The sequence below is a fragment of the Arenicella chitinivorans genome (genome assembly GCF_014651515.1).
GTDB lineage: Bacteria > Pseudomonadota > Gammaproteobacteria > Arenicellales > Arenicellaceae > Arenicella > Arenicella chitinivorans.
Map to the genome: position 1 here is coordinate 615,015 of NZ_BMXA01000001.1, position 26,320 is coordinate 641,334.

Sequence of the window (26,320 nt, forward strand, 5' to 3'; positions counted from 1 at the left end):
AGGCTGAAGCCGAACAGGAGTGGTTGGAATACTCAGTGTTGAGGCATCAGGGGTAATCCAAGTACCCGCCAATCGTGTTTTGTTGATCAGCAATGCTGCGTGCGACTAAACTGAAAAACCACGTTGTTACCAGTGGTTCAATTCAGTCGTGCGTACAAAATCTACACACTGCTGATAAATCTACCTCAACCCATTGAGTTACAATTAATTTTTACCAAACCAGTAGTTGGCATGCAAGTTAATTCGTCGTTCCTGACGGATACGTAATTTTACACCAGTTATGGGCCAGTGCGAATTAAGCAAAATTTGAAGTTTAAGCTTAGACCTTAAGCAAAACTTGTTGTAGAATCGCGAGCCACTTGGTGTTGGGTCTTGGATTCCAACACCTTTTCATTTTTTTGTATGTACCAAAAAGTTGGGTGCATACTGGCTTTTCGGTCGCCGATTCTAGCCGCCGGATTGACTAAAACCGTTAAAACTCATCATTGAGAGATCGACATGGCTGACCTATCGAAATACAGAAATATTGGTATCTTCGCGCACGTAGACGCGGGGAAGACAACCACCACTGAGCGTATCTTAAGCCTGACCGGCAAGATTCATAAAATCGGTGAAGTACATGATGGTGAGGCGACAACTGACTTCATGGAGCAAGAACAGGAGCGTGGTATCACGATTCAGTCGGCTGCCACCAGCTGTGAGTGGGCCGGACATCGCTTCAACATCATTGACACGCCAGGCCACGTTGACTTCACTGTGGAAGTTTATCGTTCACTGAAAGTACTGGACGGCGGTATTGGTGTGTTCTGTGGATCGGGTGGTGTTGAGCCTCAGTCAGAGACTAACTGGCGTTATGCGAACGAATCAGAAGTCGCTCGTGTGATCTTTGTCAACAAGCTGGACCGTATGGGGGCAGACTTCTATCGCGTGGTTGATCAGATCGAAAACGTGTTGGCTGCAACACCGCTGGTGATGGTTCTGCCAATTGGTATTGAGGATGACTTCGTTGGTGTGGTTGACCTGTTGGAGCGTAAGTCTTACGTATGGGACAACTCAGGCGACCCGACGAAATACGAAGTTGGTGAAGTACCGGCGGATATGGTCGACAAAGTTGAAGAGTTTCGTGAGAAGCTCATCGAAACTGCGGTTGAAGCCGATGACGATGTAATGGAAGCTTACCTTGAAGGTGAGGAGCCAAGCATCGAGCAGATTAAAGCGTGTATCCGCAAAGGTACGAACAAGCTGCTGTTCTTCCCAACATACTGTGGCTCAGCCTTCAAGAACAAAGGCGTTCAGCTGGTACTGAATGCGGTGGTGGATTATCTGCCAAGCCCAACTGAAGTTGAGGCGCAACCGATTGTGGATGAAGAAGGTAATGAAACAGGCCGTGTTGCAACGGTTGATGCGGCTGAGACATTCAAAGCGCTGGCATTCAAAATTATGGATGACCGCTTTGGTGCACTGACTTTCGTGCGCATCTACTCAGGTAAGCTAAACAAAGGTGACACCATTTTGAACTCGTTTACGGGTAAAACCGAGCGTGTTGGCCGTATGGTGGAAATGCACGCGGACGATCGAATCGAGCTGAGCTCGGCACAGGCTGGCGATATCATCGCTATCGTTGGCATGAAAAACGTGCAAACCGGCCACACATTGTGCGACCCAAAAGACCCAGTGACCTTGGAACCAATGGTGTTCCCAGACCCTGTTATCTCGATGGCGGTGTTCCCGAAAGATAAAGCGGCGACTGAAAAAATGGGTATTGCGCTAGGTAAGATGGTCGCAGAAGACCCTTCCTTTGTGGTCGAGACTGATCAAGAATCAGGCGAAACTATTCTGCGAGGTATGGGTGAGCTGCACTTAGATATTAAAGTTGACATCCTGAAGCGAACGCACGGTGTTGAGTGTACGGTTGGCGCGCCACAAGTGGCCTACCGTGAGTCGATTACGCAGCGCGTGGAAGATAGCTACACACACAAGAAGCAATCGGGTGGTTCCGGACAATTCGGTAAAATCGATTACGTGGTCGAGCCAAATGAGCCGGGTGGCGGCTTTGTCTTCGAGTCGAAGGTAACGGGTGGTAACGTACCTCGTGAGTTCTGGCCTGCGGTAGAAAAAGGCTTTAGTTTGTCAATGGAGAAAGGTGTTTTGGCTGGCTTCCCGACAGAAGACGTGAAAGTGACGTTGATGGACGGGGCCTTCCACGCAGTTGACTCCTCAGCGGTGGCGTTTGAGATTGCCGCTAAGGGTGCCTATCGTCAGACATTGCCAAAAGCTGGACCTCAAATCATTGAGCCAATCATGAAAGTTGACGTGTTCTCTCCAGAGGACAACGTAGGTGACGTAATTGGTGACTTGAACCGTCGTCGTGGCATGATCAAGTCGCAAGATTTGACCCCAACCGGAGTACGTATCAAAGCGGACGTGCCACTGGCTGAAATGTTTGGCTACATTGGTGATCTGCGCACCATGACTTCAGGTCGTGGCCAGTTCTCAATGGAGTTTGCGCACTACATGCCTTGCCCACGCAACGTGGCGGATGAAGTTATCGCCGCTCAAAAGGAGCGTGATGCAGCAAAAGCATAACGGCTTGCGTGTGAGTTAGCACAAGTCTCGTCACAAAGCCTCACCGGATTCGGTGAGGCTTTTTTTATGCCTACACACTAAGTCTCCGGTAACCGCAAGACTGGCGTGTGAACCCAGGTTCTGCTAGATTTTTTACTTCGAAACAAATCAACCTAGAATAAATCAGCAGTATGTCTAGAACCCGTTGCTCCTCTCTTTTAAGTGTTATTCTGCTGGTCAGCGCATGCTCAATAGATGAGCCGCCTGATAATTCAACAGAATATCCTGAATCTGCGCCGGTTGAGCATGAAGCCATCGATCCAGCGTTCACCTCACAATTAGAACAGTCTTTGCGCCAGTCCACGTTGAGCGTAAGTTCAGCCCAAGATACCGAGCACGACGCGATGATTAACTCCGATTTCGAAACTCGGTCCGAGCAGCATCGCGTCGATTTTATCGATGAGGTGTTGGCCGAGTCCGCGACGGAGTCAGAACAGGATGCGGCGTCGCTAGCAGAGAAATTTGAGAAGCTCAAATCCATTGAGCATGCACCGTTGGATGGCAATGCCGATCTAAACTGAGTTGATCGTTGTGTCACGCGGGGTGGATCCAGAGGGTCTCACCATTCGAAAAAACGTCATCGCGCTGAGGTATCTGCGAATAGTGATAAAAGTGTCACTTTCGTAAAAAAAATGAATTAATTACAATCGAAGCTTGCATTATTTAGTTAAAATGATAAAAATGAAAAAACCTACTCTATTATATTTATCATTAAAATGAGCAACCAAAACGAAAAAGAGTTTTACACCACCATTGAAGCAGCTAAATTACTCGGTGTTTCTGTGCGAACGGTGCAATTATGGGTGGAGAACGGTTCACTTGAGGCGTGGAAGACAGCTGGCGGACATCGTCGAATCGTGGCTAAATCCGTCGCCGACCGGGTGGCAGGCAAGCCGAGTCTGGATGTTGTGCAGAATTACGCAAAGAAGAAAAAACGTATTCTGGTGGTCGAAGACAATCCTACTGTGGCAAAATTTTACCAAGCCGTTATCGATTCTTGGCAGCAACCAATTGAGGTTGTCGTGAAGCATGATGGGTTCGAAGGTTTGGTTGAAATCGGTAAGGCGTTACCAGACTTACTTATTTCAGACATTTACATGCCCGGAATGGATGGACTGCAGATGATTCGCTCGCTGTACAAGTCTCAGCTCTTATCCAGCGACAAAATTATCGTCATCAGCGGCCTCTCCAGTGACAGCATTGCGGAGCGGGGTGGGATCCCTGCGGAAGTGGCTTATTTTAAGAAGCCAGTCAACGTTGACGAGCTGAGGAATACCGTTTTTGAACGACTTGAACTGGCGTCGACAACGTCAAAATCTGCAGTAGCTACTTAGATCTTAGGGGGAAAAATGAAGGGGATAATTTTGTCAGAGTTTGTTGAGTTTCTGGAGGATACTGTCGGTCCAGAGCAGGCGCAGGCTATTATTGATAACAGTGGAGTGTCATCGGGCGGTGCGTACTCGCGAGTAGGTCAGTACGATTACCAAGAACTGATTCAATTGCTGACTCAGGCGGTCACGGATACAGAGCACGAGACGTCTTTCTTGCTGCAAGCGTTTTCAGATCATTTGTTTGGGGTGTTTAAACGTGACTATCAGGTGTTCTTTGACGGTGTATCTTCTGCTGCCCAAATGTTGTCTCAGATTGATAACCATATCCATGTGGAGGTAAAAAAGCTGTACCCAGACGCGGAACTGCCAAAGTTTGAATACCAGACAGACGGCAAGCAGTTTACACTGGACTATCAATCACCAAGGCCGCTGGCGGCGGTGGCGCAAGCGCTGGTGAATGCTTGTATTAAATATTTTGGAAATAGGGAAGAGTTGGTCTCGTGTGAAATTGCTGAGGATCAATGTGCAGCAAAATTTGTGATTCAGCTAATCTGAGCTGAATTAGTCAAGCCTTTACTCGGGGGGAATATAAGGCAATGTCTAACGATCTGGATAATCAATTACGGTTGGCGCGTTCGCGCGCGGAACGGCTGAAAGCGGCACGGGATCAAGCTGAAACCTTGCTGGAGAAGAAGTCCCGAGAATTGTATGAGCTGAATCAACAACTGGAGTTAGCACATAAAGGTCTGGAAGACGAAGTGAAGCAGGCGACCTACGAGCTATCAATCAGTAATCAGCGCTTGCAAAAAACACTAAATGAACGCCTGCGCTTTATTGGCCAGATGAGCCACGAGGTGCGAACGCCACTAAACGCCATCACTGGATTGTCCGAACTGCTACTCAAGACCGACTTGTCGACCTCGCAATACGACTATGTGGATACCATTAACAGCGCCGCCAGGTCCTTGATCGTACTGCTCAATGACATGCTGGATATCACTAAGATAGAAGCCGGTAAATTAGTGTTGCAACCGGTGGATGTCGACACGGCGCGACTTCATCGTAACTTAGTGGCCATGTTTCAGCTAGAAGCTGATCAAAAGGGTTTGGATCTACGATTGGAACTCGACCCTTCTCTGCCGTCATTTGTGCGCTTGGACAAGGGCCGCTATCGGCAAATTCTTAATAACCTCGTTTCCAATGCAATCAAGAACACGGAGTCGGGTTCGGTGCGCATTAAACTGTCGTTCATTCCCAACCCTAACGGCGCGCAAACAGGTGAGCTTTGTATTGATGTGGTTGACACGGGTGTGGGGATACCACCCGAACAAATTGAAAAAATTTTTAATGCGTATGAACAATTGGGCGAGCCGCAGTGCGGTGTTGGGCTTGGTTTAGCCATCTGTTCTCAGTTGTGCGCATTGATGCACGGCAGTATCCGATGTCGCAGCCAAGTTGGTCATGGCAGTGTCTTTGAGGTGCGATTACCAACGGACGTGTCCAGCGCTAATGTGGCTGATGCGCAAGCGGCGGTTACGTTTGCTGATCCGGCCAAGGCCCCTAAGCCACGTATCCTGGTGGCAGAAGATAATCCGATTAATCAAAAGGTATTAGCAGCCCAACTGGCACAGCTGGGTCAACATGCTGACATGGTAGACAACGGCGCAGAAGCGCTACAGCGATTACAAACCCATGATTATGATTTGGTTTTGATGGACATCATCATGCCGATCATGGACGGAGAGCAAACAATCAAGGCAATTCGTGAGGCAGAGCCTCGCATTGCTGGCCATTATTGCGTAGCACTAACCGCATCCAATTACCAAGATCAAAAACAACGATTGCTGGATATGGGATTCGATGAGTTTCTCGGCAAACCGCTGAGTTTAAACGAATTGGCAAACATGTTGGCACAGGTCCCGATGCCGCAGGGTGCTTTGGCGTCAAGCGACCGCGGCCATCAAAGCGCGTTCGACTCAAGTTACTTTAAAACTCAGTTTGGCGATATTTGGGAAACCGTATTTGTCGAAATTGCGGATACCTTTCTTGCTCACACAAGCGCCAGCTTAGTTGCCTTGCAGGCCGCCATCGAGGCGGGTGAGTCTGATTCGATTTCGAAAATAGGTCATTCGCTGAAAGGTGCTGCCGCCAGTATGGGGGAATCAACACTGTCGGCCTTGTTTGAGCAGGTAGAGCGTGAACCAGACTCGATCCAGCTCACCGACTGGCAGGAGGAAATCGAGGCTCAATGGGCTCTAGTCTCATCCGTAATTCGGGAAGAGGTAGCGCGGATTACAAGGAAACAACAGGCGGTAGGTTGAATTATGGGCTGGATTAAATCACTGCAGACGCGGGTGGCAAACAACGTCTTTCTGACCAATTTAGGTTGGCTTGGGGCGAGTGAAGTCGTCGTGCGTGCAACGCGGTTAATCACCGCCGTGGTGTTGGCAAGAATGTTGGATCCGCTCGCATTTGGACTGGCTGCGCTGGTGCTCACGGTCAATGAGCTCATTCGGGTGTTTAGCCGTAATGGTATTGGTGCCAAAATTGTGCAATGCGATGAGAGTCAATTGGACGAGGTGTGTAACACCGCATATCGGCTGAATCTGCTGTTTTGCTTCAGTCTGTTTGTGTTTCAGGTATTGATAGCGTATCCGCTGGCCGATTGGTATGACGCACCAAGTTTGGTGCCAATGTTACAAATTCTGGCACTGACCTACTTATTAATGCCGTTTGGTATGGTGCATGCGGCGTTAGTACAACGGCAACAACGGCTTAAATCCGTTGCCATGATTGATGGTGGGCAGGTAGCCACAGATAATCTGATTACCGCTATCTTAGCGCTCTGTGGTCTGGGGGCATGGGCGATTGTGTTACCGAAATTTCTCACTACCCCAATTTGGTTAATTGGCTATCGGCGTGCAATTGTTTGGCGGCCGAGTGGGGCGGTGTTGAGCTTACCGCTGTGGCGTGAGGTGCTGGAGTTCGGACGTTATTTCCTAAGCATCGAGGTGCTTAAAACCGCACGTCTGAATCTAGATAACATGCTGATCGGGCGTTTATTGGGAATGGAGGCGCTTGGTATTTATTACTTTGCCCGGAACGCGGGTCTTGGGTTCAGTTTGACACTGATCAAAGCAGTTAACTCCGCGCTGTATCCGAATCTCTGTGAAGTTCGAAACAATGTGGCGGCCCTGCGTGCACGATTTGGTCGAAATATGAAACAGATTGCCTTAGTGGTGGTGCCGTTATTGCTGTTGCAGGCAGGTTTGGCGTATTGGTATGTTCCGATCGTATTCGGTGAGCAGTGGGCGCATGCGGTGCCCTTGTTGGCGGTATTGTGTTTGTCTGCTGTCCCACGCGCCTTTGGTGAGAGTGCCTCGGCCTTGGTGTTAGCGGCAAATCGGATACAGCATGATTTCATTTGGAATATGGTGCTGACGACGCTGTTCATCAGTGTGGTGGCTTTTGCATCGACTGTCAGCCTGATGGCTGTTGCAACGGGTATTCTCCTGATCTATCTGCTGAGTAATCCGCTGTACTTGATTTATGCATGGCGCGTTTGTTGTCCGGCGGAGTCAAGCACTCAAACCGCAGAACTTAAACCCTTGGCGAAAGAGGCGGGTTATGGACACTAATTCTCAGCATACGCACGCAGCGCATTCACCAGTTGTGACGGTCGTGATGCCCGTTTACAATGTCCGGGACTACATCCGGACCGCCGTTGAATCGGTGTTGGCCCAGACCTATGACGACCTCGAGTTGATTGTGGTCGATGATGAGTCCCCGGATGACTCGATTGCGTGTATCCAGAATTTGATTGACGCCGATCCTCGGATTCAGCTTGTCCATCAAGAAAACCGCGGACTGGCAGGGGCTCGAAACACCGGGATTCGCCAGGCGCGTGGCGAGTTTATTGCGTTTCTGGACTCCGATGACTACTGGCATCCCGACAAGTTGCGACACCACGTGACGTTTATGCAGGCGCACCCTGAAGTCGGCGTGTCGTTCAGCGCGTCAATGTTTGTGAACGAACAGGGCCAGTCACTCGAAAAAATGCAGACACCGGCGATTAAATCTGGGTATACACCGCGCGATGTATTCTGTCGTAACCCCATCGGAAATGGTTCCGCGCCAGTGATTCGAAATGGCGTATTGCAGCAGCTGGCGTTTCGTGGCAAGGATAAACATGGTCGGCAGACCGAGTATTGGCAGTACTTCAATGAGTCCCTAAAACAGTCCGAGGACATTGATTGCTGGACACGACTTGCATTGTTGACGGCCACTGAATTCAGCTTGATTGATAAGCCTCTGACCTATTATCGCTTGAATAATGCTGGATTGTCAGCCGATGTCGCCAGTCAGTATCAGACTTGGCTCAAATTCATTGATGGTCTCGCCGAGCTGGCACCGGAATTCGTCAAGCGGCATACGCCCGCGGCCAAGGCATTTCAGTGTCGATATATTGCGCGTCGCTGTATTTCGCAGGCGCAAGGCAGGCAAGCGTTGTCTTGGTTTGTGAAAGCATTACGGTACAGCCCTGGTGCGTTAATGACAGAATCAAAACGTACCTTGGTGACGGCTGCTGCCAGTCTAGTGATGGCTTGTTTACCCGAAGCTGGTCAGCGTAAATTGGTGGCGCGATTTCTATAACCGCCGCTTAGCTCAAGCGCGGGCATTACGCGAGCAGGCTGCGCGCGTGCCAGTAGTACCACTTCAATCGAGTTACCTTTGATCTTGGATCTTTGAGTATCTTCTTCGCCGCCGCAAAGTTTCCACTACGGAGATTGCGTCGCACAAGATCGAGTAAATGCCCGGCTATGTATGCCCGCACACTGGGTGCCATGTCCGCTGGAATGGTACCTGCGTCGAGTTTGCTTTGTAGGCGTTCAGAGAACGGCATTTCCCCGACTGCAGATTCGGTTTGCATTAGAGAACCACTCACTTCCTGAAAGTAGTGCGCACACACATCGGGGCTGTATGCAATCTGATGCGATAATGCTAACTCGCAGAACAGAGATTGATCTTCGCCCATATTTTCGCCTAATGGAAATCCTCCCAAAAGCTCAAACACGTCTTTGCGCACACAGAGACTCGAAGTGTTAAATGGTAGGTCGCCTTGCGCTGCGCTGAGAAAAAAATCTGGCAGAATTTGCTTGCGGTTTGCTGGGTCGAGACCACGTAATCGTGGGCTCTTTTTTTGGCCTGATGTTTGCCAAACGAACTCGTATGCGGTGCCGAAGGCAGCACACGCAGGGAAGGCTAAAAAAAGCCGTTCAATGGTGGCCAAGAAAGTAGGTTTGTAGCTGTCGTCTGCATCGAGAAACACAACCAAAGGGTGTGAGGCTAAGCTTACGCCGGTGTTTCGGGCCGCAGAGACCCCCGCATTTTTCTGGCGATGCAGTTTTATCCGCCGATCCGAGAACTCAGCTTGCAATTCGGTGGCACAGCTTACGGAGTCGTCTTGCGAGCCATCGTCCACCAAAATTATCTCCACGCGATTCGGTGCAATGTCGGCTTGATCTAGTACTGACACCACAGCACGTCGAATGCTGGCCGCTTTGTTATATACCGGTATTACCACAGAGAATGAGGTTGGCGTGGTTGTCGACATTTTTGCTGGGCTCCGTTGGGTGGTTTTGGTTTAGCTGGCTAGTGGTTGACTGGCCTGACCACTATTGCGCAACAGATCATCAATACGCAAGACTTCTTCTTTAAAATACTGGTCCAAGTGTATTTTGGCGAACTCAGACAGTTGGTGTCGCTGTCCTTGGCGAATGTTTTGGTTGCGCAGTTTTTGCCACACTTGGTGTCTCAGCTTCGCAGGTAGCAGCAATTTGAATGGCGCTAGTAACAGTTTTTTAGCAGGGTTCTGCGCATTCAGAAAGGTATGCAACCAACCGAACTTGGGCACGCCAGAGGCGTTCAAATGCGATTGTTTCGTGGGCAATGTATGTGGCTCCACGCCCAGAAAGTCACACACTCGGTTTACCAGCTGTTGTGGGTTGCTGTGTAATTGTCGATAGTCCAACAGCAGTACGTTATCGTGACCGAACAGAGATTGATACTGTTCGATGTGATCCGCGATTAGCCCCAATCGACAATAATTGAATCCATAGTCAACGCCATTTAATGTACGTTGTTTGCCATTAATTTCGTCTTCAATCGCTTGGTCCAATGATTCAATTTCCAAACCTTCTCTAACTTGGTGGCCCCACATGGACAATGCGCGCTCAACTGGGTTGCGGATTAGGCAGATTATTTTACAGTCTGGGATTTCCGCGTGGATACGTTCCGCGCTCTCCGGGTAATACAAATAGGCCGTAGACGCTTCACCGAGTGCTTTCTCGTGGTGCTGATCGAACAATGCGACGTAGTCATCGTGATCCGTGATGACCGGAAAATTGAACTTTTGCTCGCGACAAAAATAGTGTGGTTCTTTCAACTCCGGCAAAAATACCTCGGGGTTACTGTTCAATAGGCCGTGCAAGGTCGTGGTACCAGACTTGGCTGCGCCAGCGATAATAAAATTGGGTTTACGTGTCATAAAGTGTCTCTTATCGATTAGTCGAGAGCGATTCAGAAATGATGCGGAATCGGCCGAGTAAGTTATGTTGATAGGTGTCCACGTCTGCGAAGCATTCACGGATACCGACGCCGATCAACAACCAAGCTGGCCAAGTCATATAAGCCAGCGCCTCGATGTTTTCACTCATCGAGAAAAAGCCCAGGATGAGGCACATACCAAGGCCTAAACGAGAGCTCACCTGATACTGTGCTTTGATCAATAGGACCAGGCACGTGAGTACAAATGGTGTGAGGAATGCTAAGAAACCTATGAAGCCCTTAACAAACAGCAGCCCATACCAATTGTGGTGCGAGCCAATAGGCATGAACTCAACTAGGTGCGTGCCGGTTTCCACCACGCCATGCCCAAACCAGAATGCTTCTGATTGCCAACGGTAAAGCGCGATATTGCCCAGGCTGGCACGGACACGTGTTGAGTCTGCACGCGCTTCTTTAATGTCGTTTAAGGTGGTTAGCAGGAATTCGGAGATGGGGTCGAACATCATCGCGACCGCCAAAATACCGCATGCGGTGGTAATGATTACCCAAGGGCGCGTTAATCGTGATAATCCCCACACTGCGAGCGGAATGAGTAGTAGTACGATAATGCCCATGCGCGAGCTGGCAAGGAAGATCATCGTCGCGTTTCCAATCAGGCCCACAGTCTTCCAGAAGCGATCTTTTTCGAACCATGCACATAAGAAATAGATATTCGCGACAAATCCGACGGCGGGCGCCCAGGGTGCAAAATACCGCCAGCGCGGGCGACCGTTAAATGGGTCGATCTCGTAGAGACGAATCGTGAAAAACTCGGGTCCGGCACCGCCGAATACCTTCAACGGCGATACATACAATGTTTCAGGCAAGCGCAGAATAAAGGCCATGATGAGTGCTGGCGTGGCGAGTAATGCAATCAGTCCAACGATACACGCGGCACGACAAATGACTTGGTAGCGCAGCTTCAATGTATAACCCAACACAATGAAAATGCTTAATAGTGCCCAGCCTTTAGCCCAGCCAATGGTGGATTTAATTATTTTGCCGAAACCCAGATTGAAGTCGACGTGGGCGATCACCAGCGTGAGCTCGAGAATTAGCGCGCTTAGGCACCAAAGTGCGATCAACCATTTGGTGTTTCGGTGACTGAGCTTAATACCGCTGACCCAACGCGCGATCACGACTGCAGCCAGTCCCCAACCGAGTACCGGAGCAATGAGGTATAAGGCACCGACCAAGTAAAATGCAAAGGTCAATGTGATGCAGCGCGTGATGAGACGTTCGTCGCTACTCAGCGTACCGAAATCGTGCCAACGTTGATAGCGTATCTTATCGTAGAGCTCGGCGATCATATCATTGCTCCTTGTTCCGTTCGGTGAAGTTGAGGTCGCTCATCAGACATTGGCGCACGTCTGCCAAAATCACAGCCAGCGACAACAATCCAAAGACCATAAACAGGGCGACGATGATCAACTTGGCTTGCAGGCGATCGCGCTTAATGGTGCCGCCTGGTTCCGTCAATAGTTGTGTCAACGGGTAAGTAGCGTAGATGTCCAATCGACTGGTATCGAGCTTTGCCAGTGCCGAACTGAATATAGCCTCAGCGATTTGGTGGTTACGTTTGAGATCGCTCAGATTGGCCGCTTCACGCGTGTGAGATTTTATGCGTTCACTGTAAAGTTCGCGTTGCTTGACTAAAACTTGAATCCGAGCTTTGGTACCTTCTATCGTGGCCAGTTGTTGATTTATGCTTTGTAGCGTGCCACTCAGGTCCTCGGAGAGTAGGCCATAAAGTTGGCTGCGATCCAATGTGTTGAGGTCGGGTATGTTAGTCAGGTTGTTCGCCAGCGCGTTGCGAATTCCCGTCAACTCTTTACTCACTTGTCGACGCATTGGGTTTTGCGCACCGTACACCTCGCGCATGCTGGATTCCTTGGCTTGTGTTTCTGCCAAAGCTTGTAACGCACTGCGCGTTGTGGGGTTAGCTTGCGGTAGTAATAAAGCTTGAGCTTGGGCCGGCGAAATGCCCAGTTGCCGTAGCTCGGCTTCCAGTTTCGCGGACTGTGAGGCAAGCTCAACTTCCGCGCGGCTCTGTTCCGTACGCAGTTGTTCCGCGTCGGTGAGCCAGGTCTGAAATTGACCATCGGAAAGAATGTTACCGTTGTTCTGATATTCAACAATGGCTTCGCGTGCCGCTCGTAAGCGTTTTTTTGCTTCCGATAAATTGCCTTCGACGCCTTGATAATGGCGCTCGATTTCATTGGTTCTCAACTCGTCGAGCACGGAATGAAACACGGTGTTATAGAGTTCAGCGCGGTGCGTCAGTTCTTCCGGTGACCTTCCCTTAAGAGAGAATTGCATGGCCGGAGTCTGATCGATCAGGCGGATTCTGGGTTTGCTAAACGCATTCGCAGGTACCGAATACGCTTTGGCGGCGCGTTGAATCACTGCATCACTCAACGCAATTTCTTTATAGGTGTTTTTCGGGCTGATGGAAACACTGCCATAGGCGTTTTTACCACTGCTACGGGCTTCACCTAGATTGTCCAGGTTGATGGTTGATCCGCGCTCAGTGCCAGGTAGCAAGACCACCCAGTCGGTTTTGTACTTAGGGCGCTCGAAAACCGTGTTCAGAACTGCAATCACCGTAACCACAATGAAAATTGCCGCAATGCGAAACTTTACGCGCCAAGCACTCGCAAGGAATGCACGAAAAAACAGAGGCCAGTTCACAGGATGCCTCCAAGTAAAATCGGACCGAACAATTCGCCGACACCGCGTGCCACGTCACGGAGGTTAGTGAAGCGTGAATCGTAACAAGCAACACCGTCATCAGGCATTAGGTAAGGGTTCACCGCATAGTCTGATGCATTCGCAAGCAGTTGATTGATGGAGCGACGAATAACCACCTGTTGTGTGCTGCCATGATGCCGAGTGATCAATAAAATACTGCGCGATGCATTGGCATTGTGTGTTCCTCCAATGCAATTGGCCGAGATCGCCGCATCCAGCAAACTGGCACCGTAGGCCAGCCTGGTGGCATCCGTACTAATCGCGGATTGTGCATTACTCAGTGCCGGAGCGGTCAGATTGGACATCAGTACACGCATTCCCGGTGGTGTAATCGACGTCGGTCGGATCAGGTGAGTGTCTTCTTCACCGCGCGAAGCAACGTAGATTTCGTCCCCTTGTATCAATGTCGGTACAGTTTGATAGTGTTCACCATCGACCAGGTTGTGAATGTTGAGTAAGTAAAACACACCGTGGCGTTTTAGGATGACGTTTCGCAGATCGGCATCGGGGCGGATGCCGCCGGCCGCACGGAGTGCAGCGGCCAGGTTTCGTCCGGTTGTAAACGAGCCAGTTTCGTGCTGCACGGTATCTTGGGGTTTGGTCGCCGGCTGCCCATTAATAGTGACTTGTCCTTGACTGAACACCGCACCGAATACAGTTACTTGGATGCTCGAAGCGCGCACCAAGCTGACATCGAGCATGGTTTGATCATCATGAAACCAGCCTTGTCGCAACAGGCTCGATTGGAGTGCCCGGATCAAGTTTCTTCGATCGAGCCCAGCCGCGAGCAATGGGTCACTGAATGGGATCTCCATCTCTCCAGCGGCATTGATCTGATACAAACCATCGTAATTTGGCATGGTCTGAATTTTCATTTTTACCCAATCGCCGCGAGAGAAGCGCGGGGTGCTCATCTCAACGTCGCTGGCTGTCACCAGTTGTTGTTGCTGCAAAGCGCGGAAAGTCGTCACCGTTTGATTGTCCAATCTCACTGAACGATGAAAGGTGTGGTCGGTCTCTTCGCCCGCGTTGTCGAGATGTTTCGGCATGACGCTACAAGCGCTCACTGATATCAGCAGGCCGAAAATACTCGCAATACGAGGTAGATAAGTCGTAAACATCCCTTGAATCCCCAAAGTGATAATTGATTGCGGTGAAATTATCATAATTATCATTTATGTCAAGATTTTCAGTGAATATTTCACGAATAATTAGCATTATTATCATTGATTGGCAGTTTTAGGCACATTATCGATTGATGAATACGCTCTTAATGCGACGAATCGCGTATTTAATGATAAATATGATCAATTGATGTTGACATAGTGATAAATATGATAATAATAGCAAAATAACTTAAACGCGTAGGGGGTAACATGAGATTGTTAATTGGGAGTGTGGCGCTTTTGATCACCGGCACCAAATTGTGTTTTGGGCTATTGCAGGCTCTTTATAAGCAGCAAGCGATTACATTGTTTACGAGAGTGGTAGCGGGTAGAGATAAGCAGCCAATTAAGCTCCGAGTATTTACTGCGGCAAATCGCCCATTGGCGAATGTGGACTTATGGTTCCATTATTTGAAGGGTGATTTCGATCTGATCGGGCCAGTCGCCTTGGATATGACCGAGTTGGCACGCTTGACAGCGCGGCAGCGTGCTCGATTCAATGTGGCACCCGGCGTGATATCACCTTATCGTGTGGCATTGAAACGTGGGTGCGCTGTTGATAGTGAATTCGACACCTCAATGCAGTTTGCGCAACAGCAATCACTGACGTTGCGTGCCCGAGTGTTGCTGGCAGCTTTGGTGCCTTGGAAAGCCAATTCACCAGTAGCCGAATTTACAGTGCCGGACACGTTTTCTTTGTTTGGGGTTGGGATTCAAAACGCTACCATGCAGTCAGCGGTTAATACCTTGATAGAGCATGTGGCTACAAAGTCTCGGAACAAAGCGCTTACTAAGGTAGCGTTTGTTAACGCAGACTGTGTCAATAAGTATATCAAGGACAACCATTATCAACGCGCGCTGCAGGGATTTGATCACGTATTCGCCGACGGTGTGGGGCTACGACTTGCTGCACGGCGCCACGGAGCGCGCTTGGTGGACAATGTGAATGGAACGGACATGTTCCCGAATTTGTGCCACGCGCTCGCTGCGGCTGAAAAGCGCATATTCTTATACGGTGGGCAGCCAGCGGTGGTTGAAGAGACGGCACGTCGGCTCAAACGGGACTACCCTGGTCTGATCGTGGCAGGTTATCTGGATGGATACACGACACCGAGTGCCGAAGCCGTTTGTGAAGAAATAAATCGTAATGATGTGGATATTCTGTTCGTCGCGTTGGGTGCGCCGAAGCAGGAGCAGTGGATTGCCGACAATGCCGATCGCCTGAGTTTGGGAGTAGCGATCGGGGTTGGGGGCTTGTTTGACTTTTATTCTGGTGCTGTATCCCGCGCGCCAGAGTGGATACGAGCCTTGTCGTTGGAGTGGGTTTGGCGATTGGCGATGCAGCCTAAAGCCAAAGCTGGGCGGTATCTGATTGGCAATCCATTGTTCCTGTGCCGGGTATTAATATCAAAAGCACAACGTCGAAGTCATGCCGCCACGTTGGAGGTCTGCTAATGCGCGCCTATCAAGTCAAAAGCTCCTGGAAACTACGCGTCAAATCTCGTGTTTGGAAGCTCAAATTCAAGTCTCACATGCTCATGAAACGTAGTCTGGACGTGTTGGTTGCTGGATTAGCACTGTGTTTACTGAGCCCGTTATTATTGTTGGTTGGCGTGGCTATCAAGTTGGAATCCAAGGGGCCAGTATTTTTCAAACAACAACGTGTCGGCGTAAATGGTACCGGTTTCACTATGTTTAAATTTCGTTCGATGGTGGTTGATGCTGAGGCACGCCGTACCGCAATTGAGCACGCTAACGAGATGCAAAATGGCGTGTTGTTCAAAATGAAGCGCGATCCTCGAATTACGAGAGTCGGTGCGCTGATTAGGAAGGCCTCGATCGACGAGCTTCCGCAACTTATCAACGTGATCAAGGGGGATATGTCGTTGGTTGGTCCACGTCCACCACTTGCCAGTGAAGTAGCGCAATACAGTCGTACCGACCGGGTTCGGTTGATGGTGTTGCCGGGAATTACTTGTATCTGGCAGGTGTGTGGACGTTCGGATATCCCGTTTGAGCAACAGGTGGAACTGGATTTACAGTACATCGAATCGCAATCAATATGGGTCGACATTATGTTGTTGATCAAAACCATTCCGGCGGTCTTGACCGCGCGAGGAGCTTACTAACATGTTGAATTTGATGAACGTGACGTCGACGCAAAACGAAGCTTGCGAATACGGAGCACCAACCGCGATCGTGTTAGCAGACAAGCTTCCCGGTCAAGAGATCGTCGAAGTCTTTGGTGAGATCGAGGCTGCCTCTCTGGTGGTGGCGGGTAAGTCTGTCGTGGAGCATGTGTTACAGGAGTTGCAGGAACTAAAGTTTCAGCAATGCATTGTGCTTGCTGGCAACAATGCTGAGCAGGTTTTAAAGCGGGTCGGCAATGATGGACGCTGGGGAATGACCGTGAATGTGATGCAGTATGCCTGCTCCACTGAACAAGTACTACGCGAGTTTAAATCCGTTGGCGGTGAGCATGGTTTGCTTGTGATAGAAGCCGATAAGCTACGCGGCTTTTGCGTGGCGGAATTTTTACGGCTTGCGCACATGAATGAGCATACACTGTTGCAAGCGCAGTCTGCTGGGCACCGACCAGGTCTGACGCTACTGAAGCCAAGTAAGGCCGACTTCGTGATAAATAGTATGCCGATTGAGTTGCCGGGTGTGAAGGTTAACCTATTGCACACTGCGCGTGATTTCCATCAGGCCAATTTCGATCTCATGGCCGGAAAGTTTCACGGCTTGGAGCCCAGTGTACTGGTAAATCGCCAAGTCGGGCGACGCCAGCATTGGTCGTCGCATGTGTCTCGTGGCGTCGCAGGTAATTGGAGCGACGTGATGATTGAAAAGCACTGCCAGGTTGGGCGCGAGGTCCGTTTAAATTCGGTAATATTAAACCGCGATGTTTACGTTGAGGATCATGCGTGTCTCGACCATACCATTGTAATGCCCAACTCAATGGTATCAGCGGAGCAGGTGTTGACGGATTCCATTATCCACGCTGGTACGGTATTTCAATTGTCGTAAATATCTACGTGCATCCAGCCCGATAACGTGGATACGTTGAGAAAATACGGTTTCTTTGAGGCCGGTTTTGGGTGTTGAGTCTCATCGGGTGCGACTCAGCACCCAAACACCGAGAATCGTTATTGTCACACCAGCCAGATGGTAGAGCGTGAAAGATTCCTGCAGGATGGAAACGGCAAACACAGAGGTAAATCCGGGGCCAACCATGGCCACGATCCCGGTTTTATCTGCGCCGATCCGCGCCACGGCTGAGGTGGTTAGAAAAGTCGGAATGACGGTGCAGAACATGGCGATAATAAATACCCAAAACAACGCAGTTGGCGTTACGTTGGGCGCTGAGACGGAGCGTGTTGTGGCGTAGTGAACCAAAATGGCAACGCTGGCGCTAATAAGCGCAATCGAGGTAAACAAACGACTGCCCATGTCCTTAATCAACGATTTGCTAAATAGTAAATAAAAGGCAAAACTCACGGCGCACGCTAGAATGAGTAGCGAACCTTTTATGACATCACTGCCATACGAATCCAAATCATGACCAAAAATGATTAAAACGCCAGTGTAGGTGATCAGCAGCGAAATCAATGTGCGTAAGGTAATTCTTTGTTGAAATAACAGCGCACCGAACAGAACAACAAAGGTCGGGTACACATACAACACCATGCGCCCTAATTGTGCGGTGACGTATTGCAGACCTAGAAGGTCAAGTAAGCTGGCGAAGTAGTAGCCGAACCAGCCAACGATAGCTGCTTGGCTAATGTTTCGCAGGGTCAAACGGCCGCGTAGCTCAGGGCTTCGTAGCAGCCACACCAGAATCACTAAATACACCGGCAGCGAGAACAGCATGCGGAAACCGATTAACGTTGTCGGGTCTGTGCCCTCGGCATACACCAGTTTGACAAAGATTGGGCGGATTGCAAACAGGGCGGCGGATCCCAAGGCAAACAGAAACCCGACCGAGACTGGACTGAGTGAGAAAATACGCTGCATAACTTCAAAGCTCCTTGTAGGTCGCGAAGCATGCAGTAACTTGTTTCGGATGCCAAGCGATTTTGGCCCCTGAATTGTCAAATGCTGATTCGAGCAGGGCTGATGAGCGCCGCCTTCAGGCTAGGCGCTCACCAGAACTTGTGTAAATGCGCCGGAGCGGGCGTTACAGGCAAAAAGTAACCACTTTGGCTGCAGCGGTTTTGACTACGAAGCAGCTCTCGTCATCGCTCTTTTGTTCGATCATAAATAACTCTGTTACATCGTCTGTTACCTGTTCCGCGCTGTACAGAATACGCTTGGAATTCGGGCTAATGCGAACATAGTTGTTAGGCAGGACCAAACCGCTTGCGACTTGACCGCCTGCGGGAAGAGGCGCATTTAGTTTGACTGGAAGTTGAGGTTCTTTGAGCGATACCGAGTACATTTCGGTTATATCGTCCGTATCTTGATCAGCCAGATACACCACGTACTCACTATTCGTGCTGATGAAAATTTGCTCTTTGACGTTGACCTTGTCGTGTGCGTTGACATTTAACATCGTCGCTTGCGAGCTGCCGTCCACCGGCGCTAGGTAGAGATCGGACTGATAACTGGGTATTGACGTGTCCATTCGAAATACCACGCTGCTGCCGTCAGGCACAATATCAAAACTTTCTACCCGTTGATTTGCAACCAAGTCAGCGTGGAGCTTTACCGCTTCTGAACTAGGCCCAGCAACGGGGACAGAATACAACTCTTCGACCCTGTCAGTATCCAGATCACCGAGGAAAACCACGCGTGATGAATCCGGGGTGAACGCAAAATAGATGCTCACGCTACCACCCGGTACTGGAATGGGGTTAAGGAGTACCGGCTCACTGCTTCGATCCATCGGCACACTATAGAGACCAACAAAATCAGAACGCGCCGAAGTGTACACAACTGCGGATCCGTCAGGACTAATTCGACTGTCCCACACCGATTCGCCGTCGGATACATGATTCAATTTGACGGCAGCAGAGCTAGGACCGGTAATTGGTATTCGGTAAAGCTCGTAATGCGTTTTGGAGGCGTAGTCTGAGATGAAGGTGACCTGACTGCTATCTGGTGATATTTTTATTTTGCTCGAAATGCTGGTGTTGTTGTCGCTCAGATTGGTGAGTCGAACAGGTGGTGAGGAGCCATCCGTTGCGACGCTGTAAAGTTCCGGTTTGGTATCGCCAACCTGTTTAGCTTTGTACAAAACGCGTGTACTGTCTGGGCTTATTGCTACTATACTGACCCCGATAACTGAGGAGCTATCGGAGGGGGGATCCATTGGGCCGCTCAGCTTAATACGTGCATTGCTTGGACCGGTGATTGGAACGGAATACAATTCACGTAGATTGTCGACCGACTCTTCTGAGATGAATATCACGGTTTTGCTGTCGGGTGAAACATACTGCGATGCGATATCGCGGCCACCGCTTAATTGCGGTGATAAGGCGACCGGAGCTTCACTTATGTCGCTTTTTTGACTCTGTAAGAGTGAAGGCGAGTTGAATGGACTGCTCGACGTACTGTAAACAATGTATTCGCCGTCCGGGCTTATAGCGAAGTTACGAAGATTGCGAGAACCGGTTATATTAACGGCCGTACCTGGCGATTTATTGAGCTCCGCGTTGTACAGCTTGCGATAACCCGATGAACTGTTGACGACATCGTAGAACGCTCTATTGGTGTCCGCCAAAAAATCGAACATCTGTATGTAGTCTCTGTCACCCAATGGCAAATTTATTTTCTTGGGGTCACCGAATTCAGTGGCCAGCGAGTGACTGGCGACGAGTAAGCTTAGAATCCCAACCATGAGTGCGCGCCCGCGCCGAAAAAATTTAATGAGTCCCTTTTGGAACTCGCTCAGAACTATCATCATTGCTTTCAACCCATTATGATTACAAAGGGCGGTAGCGTGTCATACTTAACTTGATGCGCTCAATGGTACGTAAGTACCAACCGTTAGAGTATTGATGGTCAGGTTCTGAGATACTCGTAATTAACTAACTTGTTTGTCCGGGTCATGGTTGTATATAAGGGGGCTGCGACCGGAGGCTGTAGGACGCATTCACGCGGACGTTTTGACGTCTCGAGCCCCGTATGCAACTTGAAGAATTCCAACTGTTTGAGCAAACCAAAGCATTGTATAAACAATTGCCAGCAGTGATGGTGGGCACTTTTGGTGTTTACCTGCTGACGATGTTGTCGCTGTGGTCCAGTCAGGATCAAGCGCTGCTGCTGACTTGGCACGCTGCTGCCTTGATCGTGCTCACTCTGCGGTGGCGAAGTGTACAGCGTTACTTTCGCACGCGACCGGCGCCACAAACAATGAAGCCATGGCTGGATCGTGTGGTTTTTTGGGCTGCCTGCACGGGGTGCGTATGGGGCGTGGTGCCGTTATTGTTTGTACGCCAGGATGATCCGATCACGGCATTAGTTTTGGCGTTTGTGTTTCCAGGCTATCTCGCCGCCAGCGCGTCGTCACTGGCACTCTCCAATCGAGTGTTTCTGGCTTTCTCGCTCCCGATGTCCAGTATGTTTTTATTGGCCTGTGTATTACAGGGCGGAACGTTGCTGTACCTGGTGGGTCTGATGATTTTTGTTTTTATGTGCATAATGGTGATGTTCGCACGCAATACCGAGGCTCTTTTTCGCGAGCGTGCCGCGTTTCAATACGAGAACCAGTCCCTCGTACAGCAACTCACCAAACAGAAAGAGACCGCCGAAAGCGCAGTGCGCGCAAAAAATCAGTTTTTAGCAGCGGCGAGTCATGATCTGCGCCAGCCTTTACATGCTTCTGGTATGTTTATTGACGCGCTTGCGCATCTTCAGCTCGGTGACGAGGCACAGCGAATCCTGGATAAGCTGTCACTTTCCAATGGATCGCTTAACCGCTTGTTGCATGCATTGCTGGACATCTCCCGCCTCGACGCAAAAGTAGTGGAATTCCTGCCAAAGAGTTTCGATTTAAGTCTTTTCCTGCGACGTATATTCAATGAGTATGCAGAAGGCCACACGCATCCGAAAATTGAACTGCGGCTGTCGATTGTGCCGAACTTATTTACCTTTAGTGACCCGATGCTGTTGGAGCGAGTGGTTCGAAACCTGGTTGAAAACGCATTGAAGTTTACACAGTCTGGCGAAGTGTGTATTGCAGCGGCAGCGGTCGATGACCACATTGTGCTCAGTATTTCGGACACCGGTATCGGGATTCCGCAGTCACAACACGACCACGTTTTTCAGGAATTTACGCAGCTAAACAAAACCGCCCGTGATCGTCAGCGCGGACTGGGTCTGGGGTTAACCATAGTTCGGCAGTTATGCCAGCTGATGAACATTGAATTGGCGTTGGAGTCGGTCGAAAACCAGGGAACAAACGTTTCACTAACCTTGCAGCAAACGGCCGAAGTCATTGGTGCTGAACGCGAAGAATCGGGGACGCCGATGCTGGAGGCCCGAGTTATTTTGGTGATTGATGATGAGCAGGAAATTCGCGATGGGATGGTCCGCATGTTAACTCAATCAGGCGCGCGGGTTGTGGCCTCTGACTCTGTGTGCTTAGCCATTGACGAACTCAATCGTGCCGACTGTATTCCTGACTGTATCGTGGCTGATTACCGCTTAAGTGAAGATCGAAATGGGATTCAGGCGATTGCGCAGGTTCGAGATGAATTTAATCTGGCGATTCCTGCGATTTTAGTGACTGGGGACACCTCGCCCGAATCGTTGCTGTTTGCCCAAGCGGGTGGTCTGGCTGTGCACCATAAACCAGTAAGCCCGGCTGAGCTTCGTATGTCAATCTGGCGCGAACTGAATCAGTTAAGTGCGGATGAGGTTTGACGCCAGACCAGCCCGGACACAGGCGGTTCGATTGGTGACGCCAAATGCACGAAACAAAGTGGAAACGTGTGATTTCACAGTCGACTCACTGATGCCTAAGATATTCGCTATGTCTATATTTGAGTGACCTTCATGCATTAGCTCCAGCACGTCGAGCTGACGCTCACGAATATGCGGAACGCTCTGCCCGGCGGGAGCGTTCGATTCCAAGTGGTTGGCAGCACGGTGTTTCTCCATGCAATCAAGTTGAAAAAACTCAGCCAGGTGCTCGGGTACGTAACGCTGTCCCGACAAGACTCGGCGCAAGCCATACAGCATCTGCGCAGAGGGCAACTCTTTGGGAATAAAGCCACAAGCGCCAAGCTCGAGGGCTCGGCGGATATCTCTGCGGTCTTCCACGCCAGATATGACCACTGTTGGCACGGTGATTTTTCGGTGATCGAGCGCTTGTAGAAAGCTAAATCCATCGATGGTCGGCATGTGTAGGTCAACCAAAATCAGATCCTGTCGCCGCACAAGAGGTTCGTCAGCTAGGACTGATCGTACATTGTACGACGTGGAGATTGTGACGTGATCGCTTACGCGTGACAAGATCATGGCCAGACCGTCCGCAACCAATTGATGGTCATCAATAATCAGAATTTTGGTGGTTCTGCTAGGCATGACTGCAAATGGAGGGTGAGTTTCTGAGTTTGTTTAGCTTGGACTACTTTGACGCAAGTGCGCAGATTTGGCAATCGTACTTTCGTACTGTCGATGATGTCGCGCAACGGTGGGGTGATTCAGACCGATCGTTGCAGTAATCGCGACCCAGCGGGGCTTATCCATCAGATTGAACTTTTCTGGCTTCTAAGTGGTGACATCAGCACGCGGATACAGGACTTGGGATCTAATCAATTAGTCTAATTTCTAGCGAGTTTGCGATTAAGTCGCTATCTAATCGGGTTAAAACCCGTTATTATCACCGCCTCCTGAGCGCCTCAAAACGGGGTGCGTCAGCTCCATTAAGGAATTCTCCTTAATTCAAGCTCAGTGAAACCATCGATTTAAATTGATTATGCTTGTGTCAGCACCTCAGCAAATCCGGTCTTTGCAACGCGCGGTTCAGCTTCGTGGTGGTCATTTATCCACTTCGTTGCCCGCAAAGTTGCGAGTTGGGCTTGCCTACCGACTGACGCCAAACGCCGTTTCCACTGCGGTACGTGCATCAAATTTTCCTGGCCCGACATACTATGCCTCCACGGTGCCCTTCGAGCCGATGATGCAATTGCAAGAGGATTGTGCGCAGTCGATTTAAACAATGATTTCTTAATATCAAATATAGGTAAGATCAAATGAATGTTCATGAGTATCAGGGTAAAGAAATCCTGAGGAAATACGGGGTGGTAACACCACGCGGTATTCCCGCTTTCTCAGTCGATGAAGCAGTTGCTGCAGCCGAAAAACTCGGTGGCAATCTGTGGGTAGTCAAAGCACAGATCCACGCCGGTGGACGTGGTAAGGGCGGTGGTGTCAAAGTCGCGAAAAGCCTGGACGAAGTGCGTGAATATGCGGATGCCATTCTAGGCATGCAACTGGTAACACACCAAACTGGCCCGGAAGGTAAAGAAGTGAAACGTCTTTACATTGAAGAAGGTGCAGACATTGCAGACGAATTGTACGTTGGTGCGTTGGTTGATCGTGAAACACAAAAAGTTGTGTTGATGTGCAGTTCCGAAGGCGGTATGGATATCGAGACCGTCGCAGAAGAAACACCTGAAAAAATTCTAAAGATCTACATCGACCCAACGGATGGGCTGGACCGTGCTGAGGCAGAAGATGTCTGCGCTAAAATTGGTATTCCGGCAGAAGCTGTGTCTCAGGGGGCTGATTTTCTGGCAGGCTTATACGAAGCGTTCGTCAAGTCAGATGCCTCCTTAGCTGAGATCAACCCATTGGTGGTAACGGGCGACAAAAACGTGATTGCCTTGGATGCAAAGTTCAATATCGATTCCAATGCCTTGTTCCGTCAACCAGAAATCGTGGCATACCGCGACTTGGATGAGGAAGACCCCGATGAAATTGAAGCCTCAAAATGGGGACTGTCGTATATTTCTCTGGACGGTAATATCGGCTGTCTGGTGAATGGTGCGGGCCTCGCGATGGCCACCATGGACATCATTAAGCTGTACGGTGGCGAGCCAGCGAACTTTCTGGATGTTGGTGGCGGTGCGAATAAAGAACAAGTCACCGAAGCATTCAAAATCATGCTGAAAAACCCCAATGTTAAGGGCATTCTGGTCAATATCTTTGGTGGCATCATGCAGTGTGACGTGATCGCTGAAGGCGTGGTTGCTGCGGCCCAAGAAGTCGGTTTGAATGTACCGCTTGTGGTGCGTTTGGAAGGCACCAATGTAGAGAAGGGTCGTCAAATTTTGGACGAGTCTGATGTGAAACTTCAAACGGCCACAACCATGGCCGATGCTGCAGAAAAAATCGCTGCAGCCGTAAACGCGTAAGGGGTGCAGTATGGCAATTTTAATTAATAAAGATACCCGTATTGTTACTCAAGGTATTACTGGTAAGACTGGTGAATTCCATACGCAACAGTGTTTGGACTATGCCTTCGGTAAAGACTGTTTTGTGGCTGGTGTAACACCTGGTAAAGGTGGTCAGGAAGTACTTGGCGTGCCCGTTTTGAACAGCGTAGCCGAAGCGAAAGCGCAACACGGTGTAAACGCGTCGGTCATCTATGTGCCACCACGCTTCGCGGCGGCGGCGATTGATGAAGCGGTCGATGCTGAGTTGGACTTGGTGATTTGCATCACCGAAGGCATCCCGGTGGCGGACATGATCAAAACTCGTGACCGGATGCGCAAAATGAACAGCAAAACGATTCTGGTTGGCCCGAACTGTCCGGGTGTGATCACGCCAGAAGAAGTGAAGATCGGCATCATGCCAGGCTACATTCATAAGAAAGGCAATATCGGTGTGGTTTCACGCTCCGGTACACTGACCTACGAAGCCGTTCATCAGCTCACTCAACTCGGTATGGGGCAATCTACCTGCGTTGGTATTGGTGGTGATCCTGTGAATGGTCTGAAGCACAAAGACGTTATGAAAATGTTCAACGATGATCCAGATACACATGCCGTTGTGATGTGTGGTGAGATTGGCGGCACCGACGAAGAAGAATGTGCTGCATGGATCAAGGAAAACATGACCAAACCCGTGGTGGGCTTTATTGCAGGTATCACTGCACCGCCAGGAAAACGTATGGGTCACGCTGGTGCAATTATTTCTGGTGGTCAAGGTACTGCTCAGTCTAAAATTGACGCGTTAGAGGACGCAGGCGTTCACGTCACTCTGAACCCGTCTGAGATGGGCTCGACCCTGAAGAAAGCGCTGGGGTAAACACCACGCGATCAGTCAAGAAGCCGGGGTGCGAGAGTGCTCCGGCTTTTTTTATTGGCCTAACATTGATTCTGTAAACCATTAGAAATCAGGATTTTTTCCGCATGAAATTTCATATCGATCGAGATGATTTGTCCGACGGACAGATAGTTAAACTCCTTGAATCACATTTGGCTGACATGTTGCTTCATTCGCCGCCGGAGAGCGTACACGCGCTGGTTCCAGCAGCATTGGCGGCTCCGGAAATTTCCTTTTGGGGTGCCCGTTGCGATGGTCGTTTAGCCGGCTGCGGCGCGTTGAAGGAATTATCACCTAGCCATGCGGAACTGAAGTCGATGAAAACGGATCCGCATTTCGCTCGGCAGGGCGTAGCGAGTGACATTCTTCAAGCGATGTTGGCAGAGGCTCAATGCCGTGGTTATCAACGTGTCAGTTTGGAAACCGGATCGATGGCGGTATTTGAGCCGGCGCGCAGATTGTACCAAAAGTATGGCTTTGTGGAATGCGGGCCGTTTGGCAACTACCAACTCGATCCGCACAGTACGTTTATGACCAAAATCCTGTCGTCGACCTAGCAGA

23 protein-coding genes are annotated in these 26,320 nt (G+C 49.9%); 15 read left to right on the plus strand and 8 right to left on the minus strand.

Translation table 11 applies throughout. The features are described 5' to 3' along the window. Positions 1-498: 498 nt before the first annotated feature. From fusA to IE055_RS02785, 7 genes are all read left to right on the plus strand, one after another. Positions 499-2,586 (plus strand): elongation factor G, encoded by a 2,088-nt coding sequence (gene fusA, locus IE055_RS02755; protein ID WP_189398462.1) that lies wholly within the window; start codon positions 499-501, stop codon positions 2,584-2,586. Between the two features lie 170 nt (positions 2,587-2,756). Next, positions 2,757-3,146, plus strand: a complete 390-nt coding sequence (locus IE055_RS02760) for a hypothetical protein (protein WP_189398463.1) — start codon at positions 2,757-2,759, stop codon at positions 3,144-3,146. Positions 3,147-3,341: 195 nt separating this feature from the next. Further along, positions 3,342-3,959, plus strand: coding sequence for a response regulator (locus IE055_RS02765; protein WP_189398464.1), 618 nt, complete (start codon positions 3,342-3,344; stop codon positions 3,957-3,959). Between the two features lie 15 nt (positions 3,960-3,974). Next, positions 3,975-4,511, plus strand: coding sequence for a heme NO-binding domain-containing protein (locus tag IE055_RS02770; RefSeq protein ID WP_189398465.1), 537 nt, complete (start codon positions 3,975-3,977; stop codon positions 4,509-4,511). A gap of 41 nt (positions 4,512-4,552) precedes the next feature. Continuing rightward, complete coding sequence (locus IE055_RS02775) at positions 4,553-6,277, plus strand: ATP-binding protein (protein ID WP_189398466.1); 1,725 nt, start codon at positions 4,553-4,555, stop codon at positions 6,275-6,277. 3 nt (positions 6,278-6,280) lie between these two features. Continuing rightward, positions 6,281-7,594, plus strand: coding sequence for a lipopolysaccharide biosynthesis protein (locus tag IE055_RS02780; RefSeq protein WP_189398467.1), 1,314 nt, complete (start codon positions 6,281-6,283; stop codon positions 7,592-7,594). Further along, positions 7,584-8,609, plus strand: a complete 1,026-nt coding sequence (locus IE055_RS02785) for a glycosyltransferase family 2 protein (protein WP_189398468.1) — start codon at positions 7,584-7,586, stop codon at positions 8,607-8,609. Before IE055_RS02780 ends, IE055_RS02785 begins: the two co-directional genes overlap by 11 nt. Before the next feature lie 25 nt (positions 8,610-8,634). Here IE055_RS02785 and IE055_RS02790 read toward each other — a convergent pair whose 3' ends face one another. The 5 genes from IE055_RS02790 to IE055_RS02810 are packed head-to-tail and all read right to left on the minus strand — an operon-like array spanning position 8,635 to position 14,479. After that, positions 8,635-9,570, minus strand: a complete 936-nt coding sequence (locus IE055_RS02790; RefSeq protein ID WP_189398469.1) for a glycosyltransferase family 2 protein — start codon at positions 9,568-9,570, stop codon at positions 8,635-8,637. Between the two features lie 30 nt (positions 9,571-9,600). After that, entirely contained in the window at positions 9,601-10,503 is a 903-nt protein-coding gene (locus IE055_RS02795) for a sulfotransferase domain-containing protein (protein WP_189398470.1), read from the minus strand. A 10-nt stretch (positions 10,504-10,513) separates the two neighbouring features. Further along, positions 10,514-11,872, minus strand: coding sequence for an O-antigen ligase family protein (locus IE055_RS02800; protein ID WP_189398471.1), 1,359 nt, complete (start codon positions 11,870-11,872; stop codon positions 10,514-10,516). A 1-nt stretch (position 11,873) separates the two neighbouring features. Then, positions 11,874-13,253: a GumC family protein gene (locus tag IE055_RS02805; protein ID WP_189398472.1), complete on the minus strand. Its 1,380-nt coding sequence runs from the start codon at positions 13,251-13,253 to the stop codon at positions 11,874-11,876. Continuing rightward, positions 13,250-14,479 carry a polysaccharide biosynthesis/export family protein gene (locus IE055_RS02810; protein ID WP_189398473.1) on the minus strand — a complete coding sequence of 410 codons (1,230 nt, stop codon included), beginning with the start codon at positions 14,477-14,479 and terminating at the stop codon, positions 13,250-13,252. The genes IE055_RS02805 and IE055_RS02810 overlap by 4 nt, the downstream gene beginning before the upstream one ends. Before the next feature lie 210 nt (positions 14,480-14,689). Here IE055_RS02810 and IE055_RS02815 point away from each other — a divergent pair, with 210 nt between their 5' ends. Genes IE055_RS02815 through IE055_RS02825 form a run of 3 tightly spaced genes read left to right on the plus strand, consistent with a single transcriptional unit; the run spans position 14,690 to position 17,509 of the window. Next, complete coding sequence (locus IE055_RS02815; RefSeq protein ID WP_189398474.1) at positions 14,690-15,934, plus strand: WecB/TagA/CpsF family glycosyltransferase; 1,245 nt, start codon at positions 14,690-14,692, stop codon at positions 15,932-15,934. Beyond that, a complete protein-coding gene (locus IE055_RS02820; protein ID WP_189398475.1) occupies positions 15,934-16,608 on the plus strand; it encodes a sugar transferase in 675 nt (224 codons plus the stop codon). The genes IE055_RS02815 and IE055_RS02820 overlap by 1 nt, the downstream gene beginning before the upstream one ends. A 1-nt stretch (position 16,609) precedes the next feature. After that, on the plus strand, positions 16,610-17,509 hold the full coding sequence (locus tag IE055_RS02825) for an LbetaH domain-containing protein (RefSeq protein WP_189398476.1): 900 nt from the start codon (positions 16,610-16,612) through the stop codon (positions 17,507-17,509). Positions 17,510-17,590: 81 nt separating this feature from the next. On the opposite strand, the gene IE055_RS02830 is transcribed toward IE055_RS02825, so the two are convergent. Together IE055_RS02830 and IE055_RS02835 are read right to left on the minus strand one after the other, a co-directional pair. After that, positions 17,591-18,496 carry a DMT family transporter gene (locus IE055_RS02830; protein ID WP_189398477.1) on the minus strand — a complete coding sequence of 302 codons (906 nt, stop codon included), beginning with the start codon at positions 18,494-18,496 and terminating at the stop codon, positions 17,591-17,593. A 163-nt stretch (positions 18,497-18,659) separates the two neighbouring features. Continuing rightward, entirely contained in the window at positions 18,660-20,387 is a 1,728-nt protein-coding gene (locus IE055_RS02835; protein WP_189398478.1) for a TolB-like translocation protein, read from the minus strand. 221 nt (positions 20,388-20,608) lie between these two features. On the opposite strand from IE055_RS02835, the gene IE055_RS02840 reads away from it, so the two are divergent. Continuing rightward, entirely contained in the window at positions 20,609-22,348 is a 1,740-nt protein-coding gene (locus IE055_RS02840) for an ATP-binding response regulator (RefSeq protein WP_189398479.1), read from the plus strand. On the opposite strand, the gene IE055_RS02845 is transcribed toward IE055_RS02840, so the two are convergent. Continuing rightward, positions 22,328-23,011, minus strand: coding sequence for a response regulator (locus IE055_RS02845; RefSeq protein WP_189398480.1), 684 nt, complete (start codon positions 23,009-23,011; stop codon positions 22,328-22,330). The genes IE055_RS02840 and IE055_RS02845 overlap by 21 nt on opposite strands. 400 nt (positions 23,012-23,411) lie before the next feature. On the opposite strand from IE055_RS02845, the gene IE055_RS02850 reads away from it, so the two are divergent. From IE055_RS02850 to IE055_RS02865, 4 genes are all read left to right on the plus strand, one after another. Next, the gene (locus tag IE055_RS02850) at positions 23,412-23,645 is read left to right on the plus strand and encodes a hypothetical protein (RefSeq protein WP_229794097.1); all 234 of its coding nucleotides are present in this window, start codon (positions 23,412-23,414) and stop codon (positions 23,643-23,645) included. Positions 23,646-23,682: 37 nt separating this feature from the next. Continuing rightward, the gene (gene sucC, locus IE055_RS02855; protein ID WP_189398482.1) at positions 23,683-24,846 is read left to right on the plus strand and encodes an ADP-forming succinate--CoA ligase subunit beta; all 1,164 of its coding nucleotides are present in this window, start codon (positions 23,683-23,685) and stop codon (positions 24,844-24,846) included. 10 nt (positions 24,847-24,856) lie between these two features. Beyond that, positions 24,857-25,741 carry a succinate--CoA ligase subunit alpha gene (gene sucD / locus IE055_RS02860; RefSeq protein WP_189398483.1) on the plus strand — a complete coding sequence of 295 codons (885 nt, stop codon included), beginning with the start codon at positions 24,857-24,859 and terminating at the stop codon, positions 25,739-25,741. Positions 25,742-25,845: 104 nt separating this feature from the next. Then, positions 25,846-26,316 (plus strand): GNAT family N-acetyltransferase, encoded by a 471-nt coding sequence (locus IE055_RS02865; RefSeq protein ID WP_189398484.1) that lies wholly within the window; start codon positions 25,846-25,848, stop codon positions 26,314-26,316. Positions 26,317-26,320: the final 4 nt, after the last annotated feature.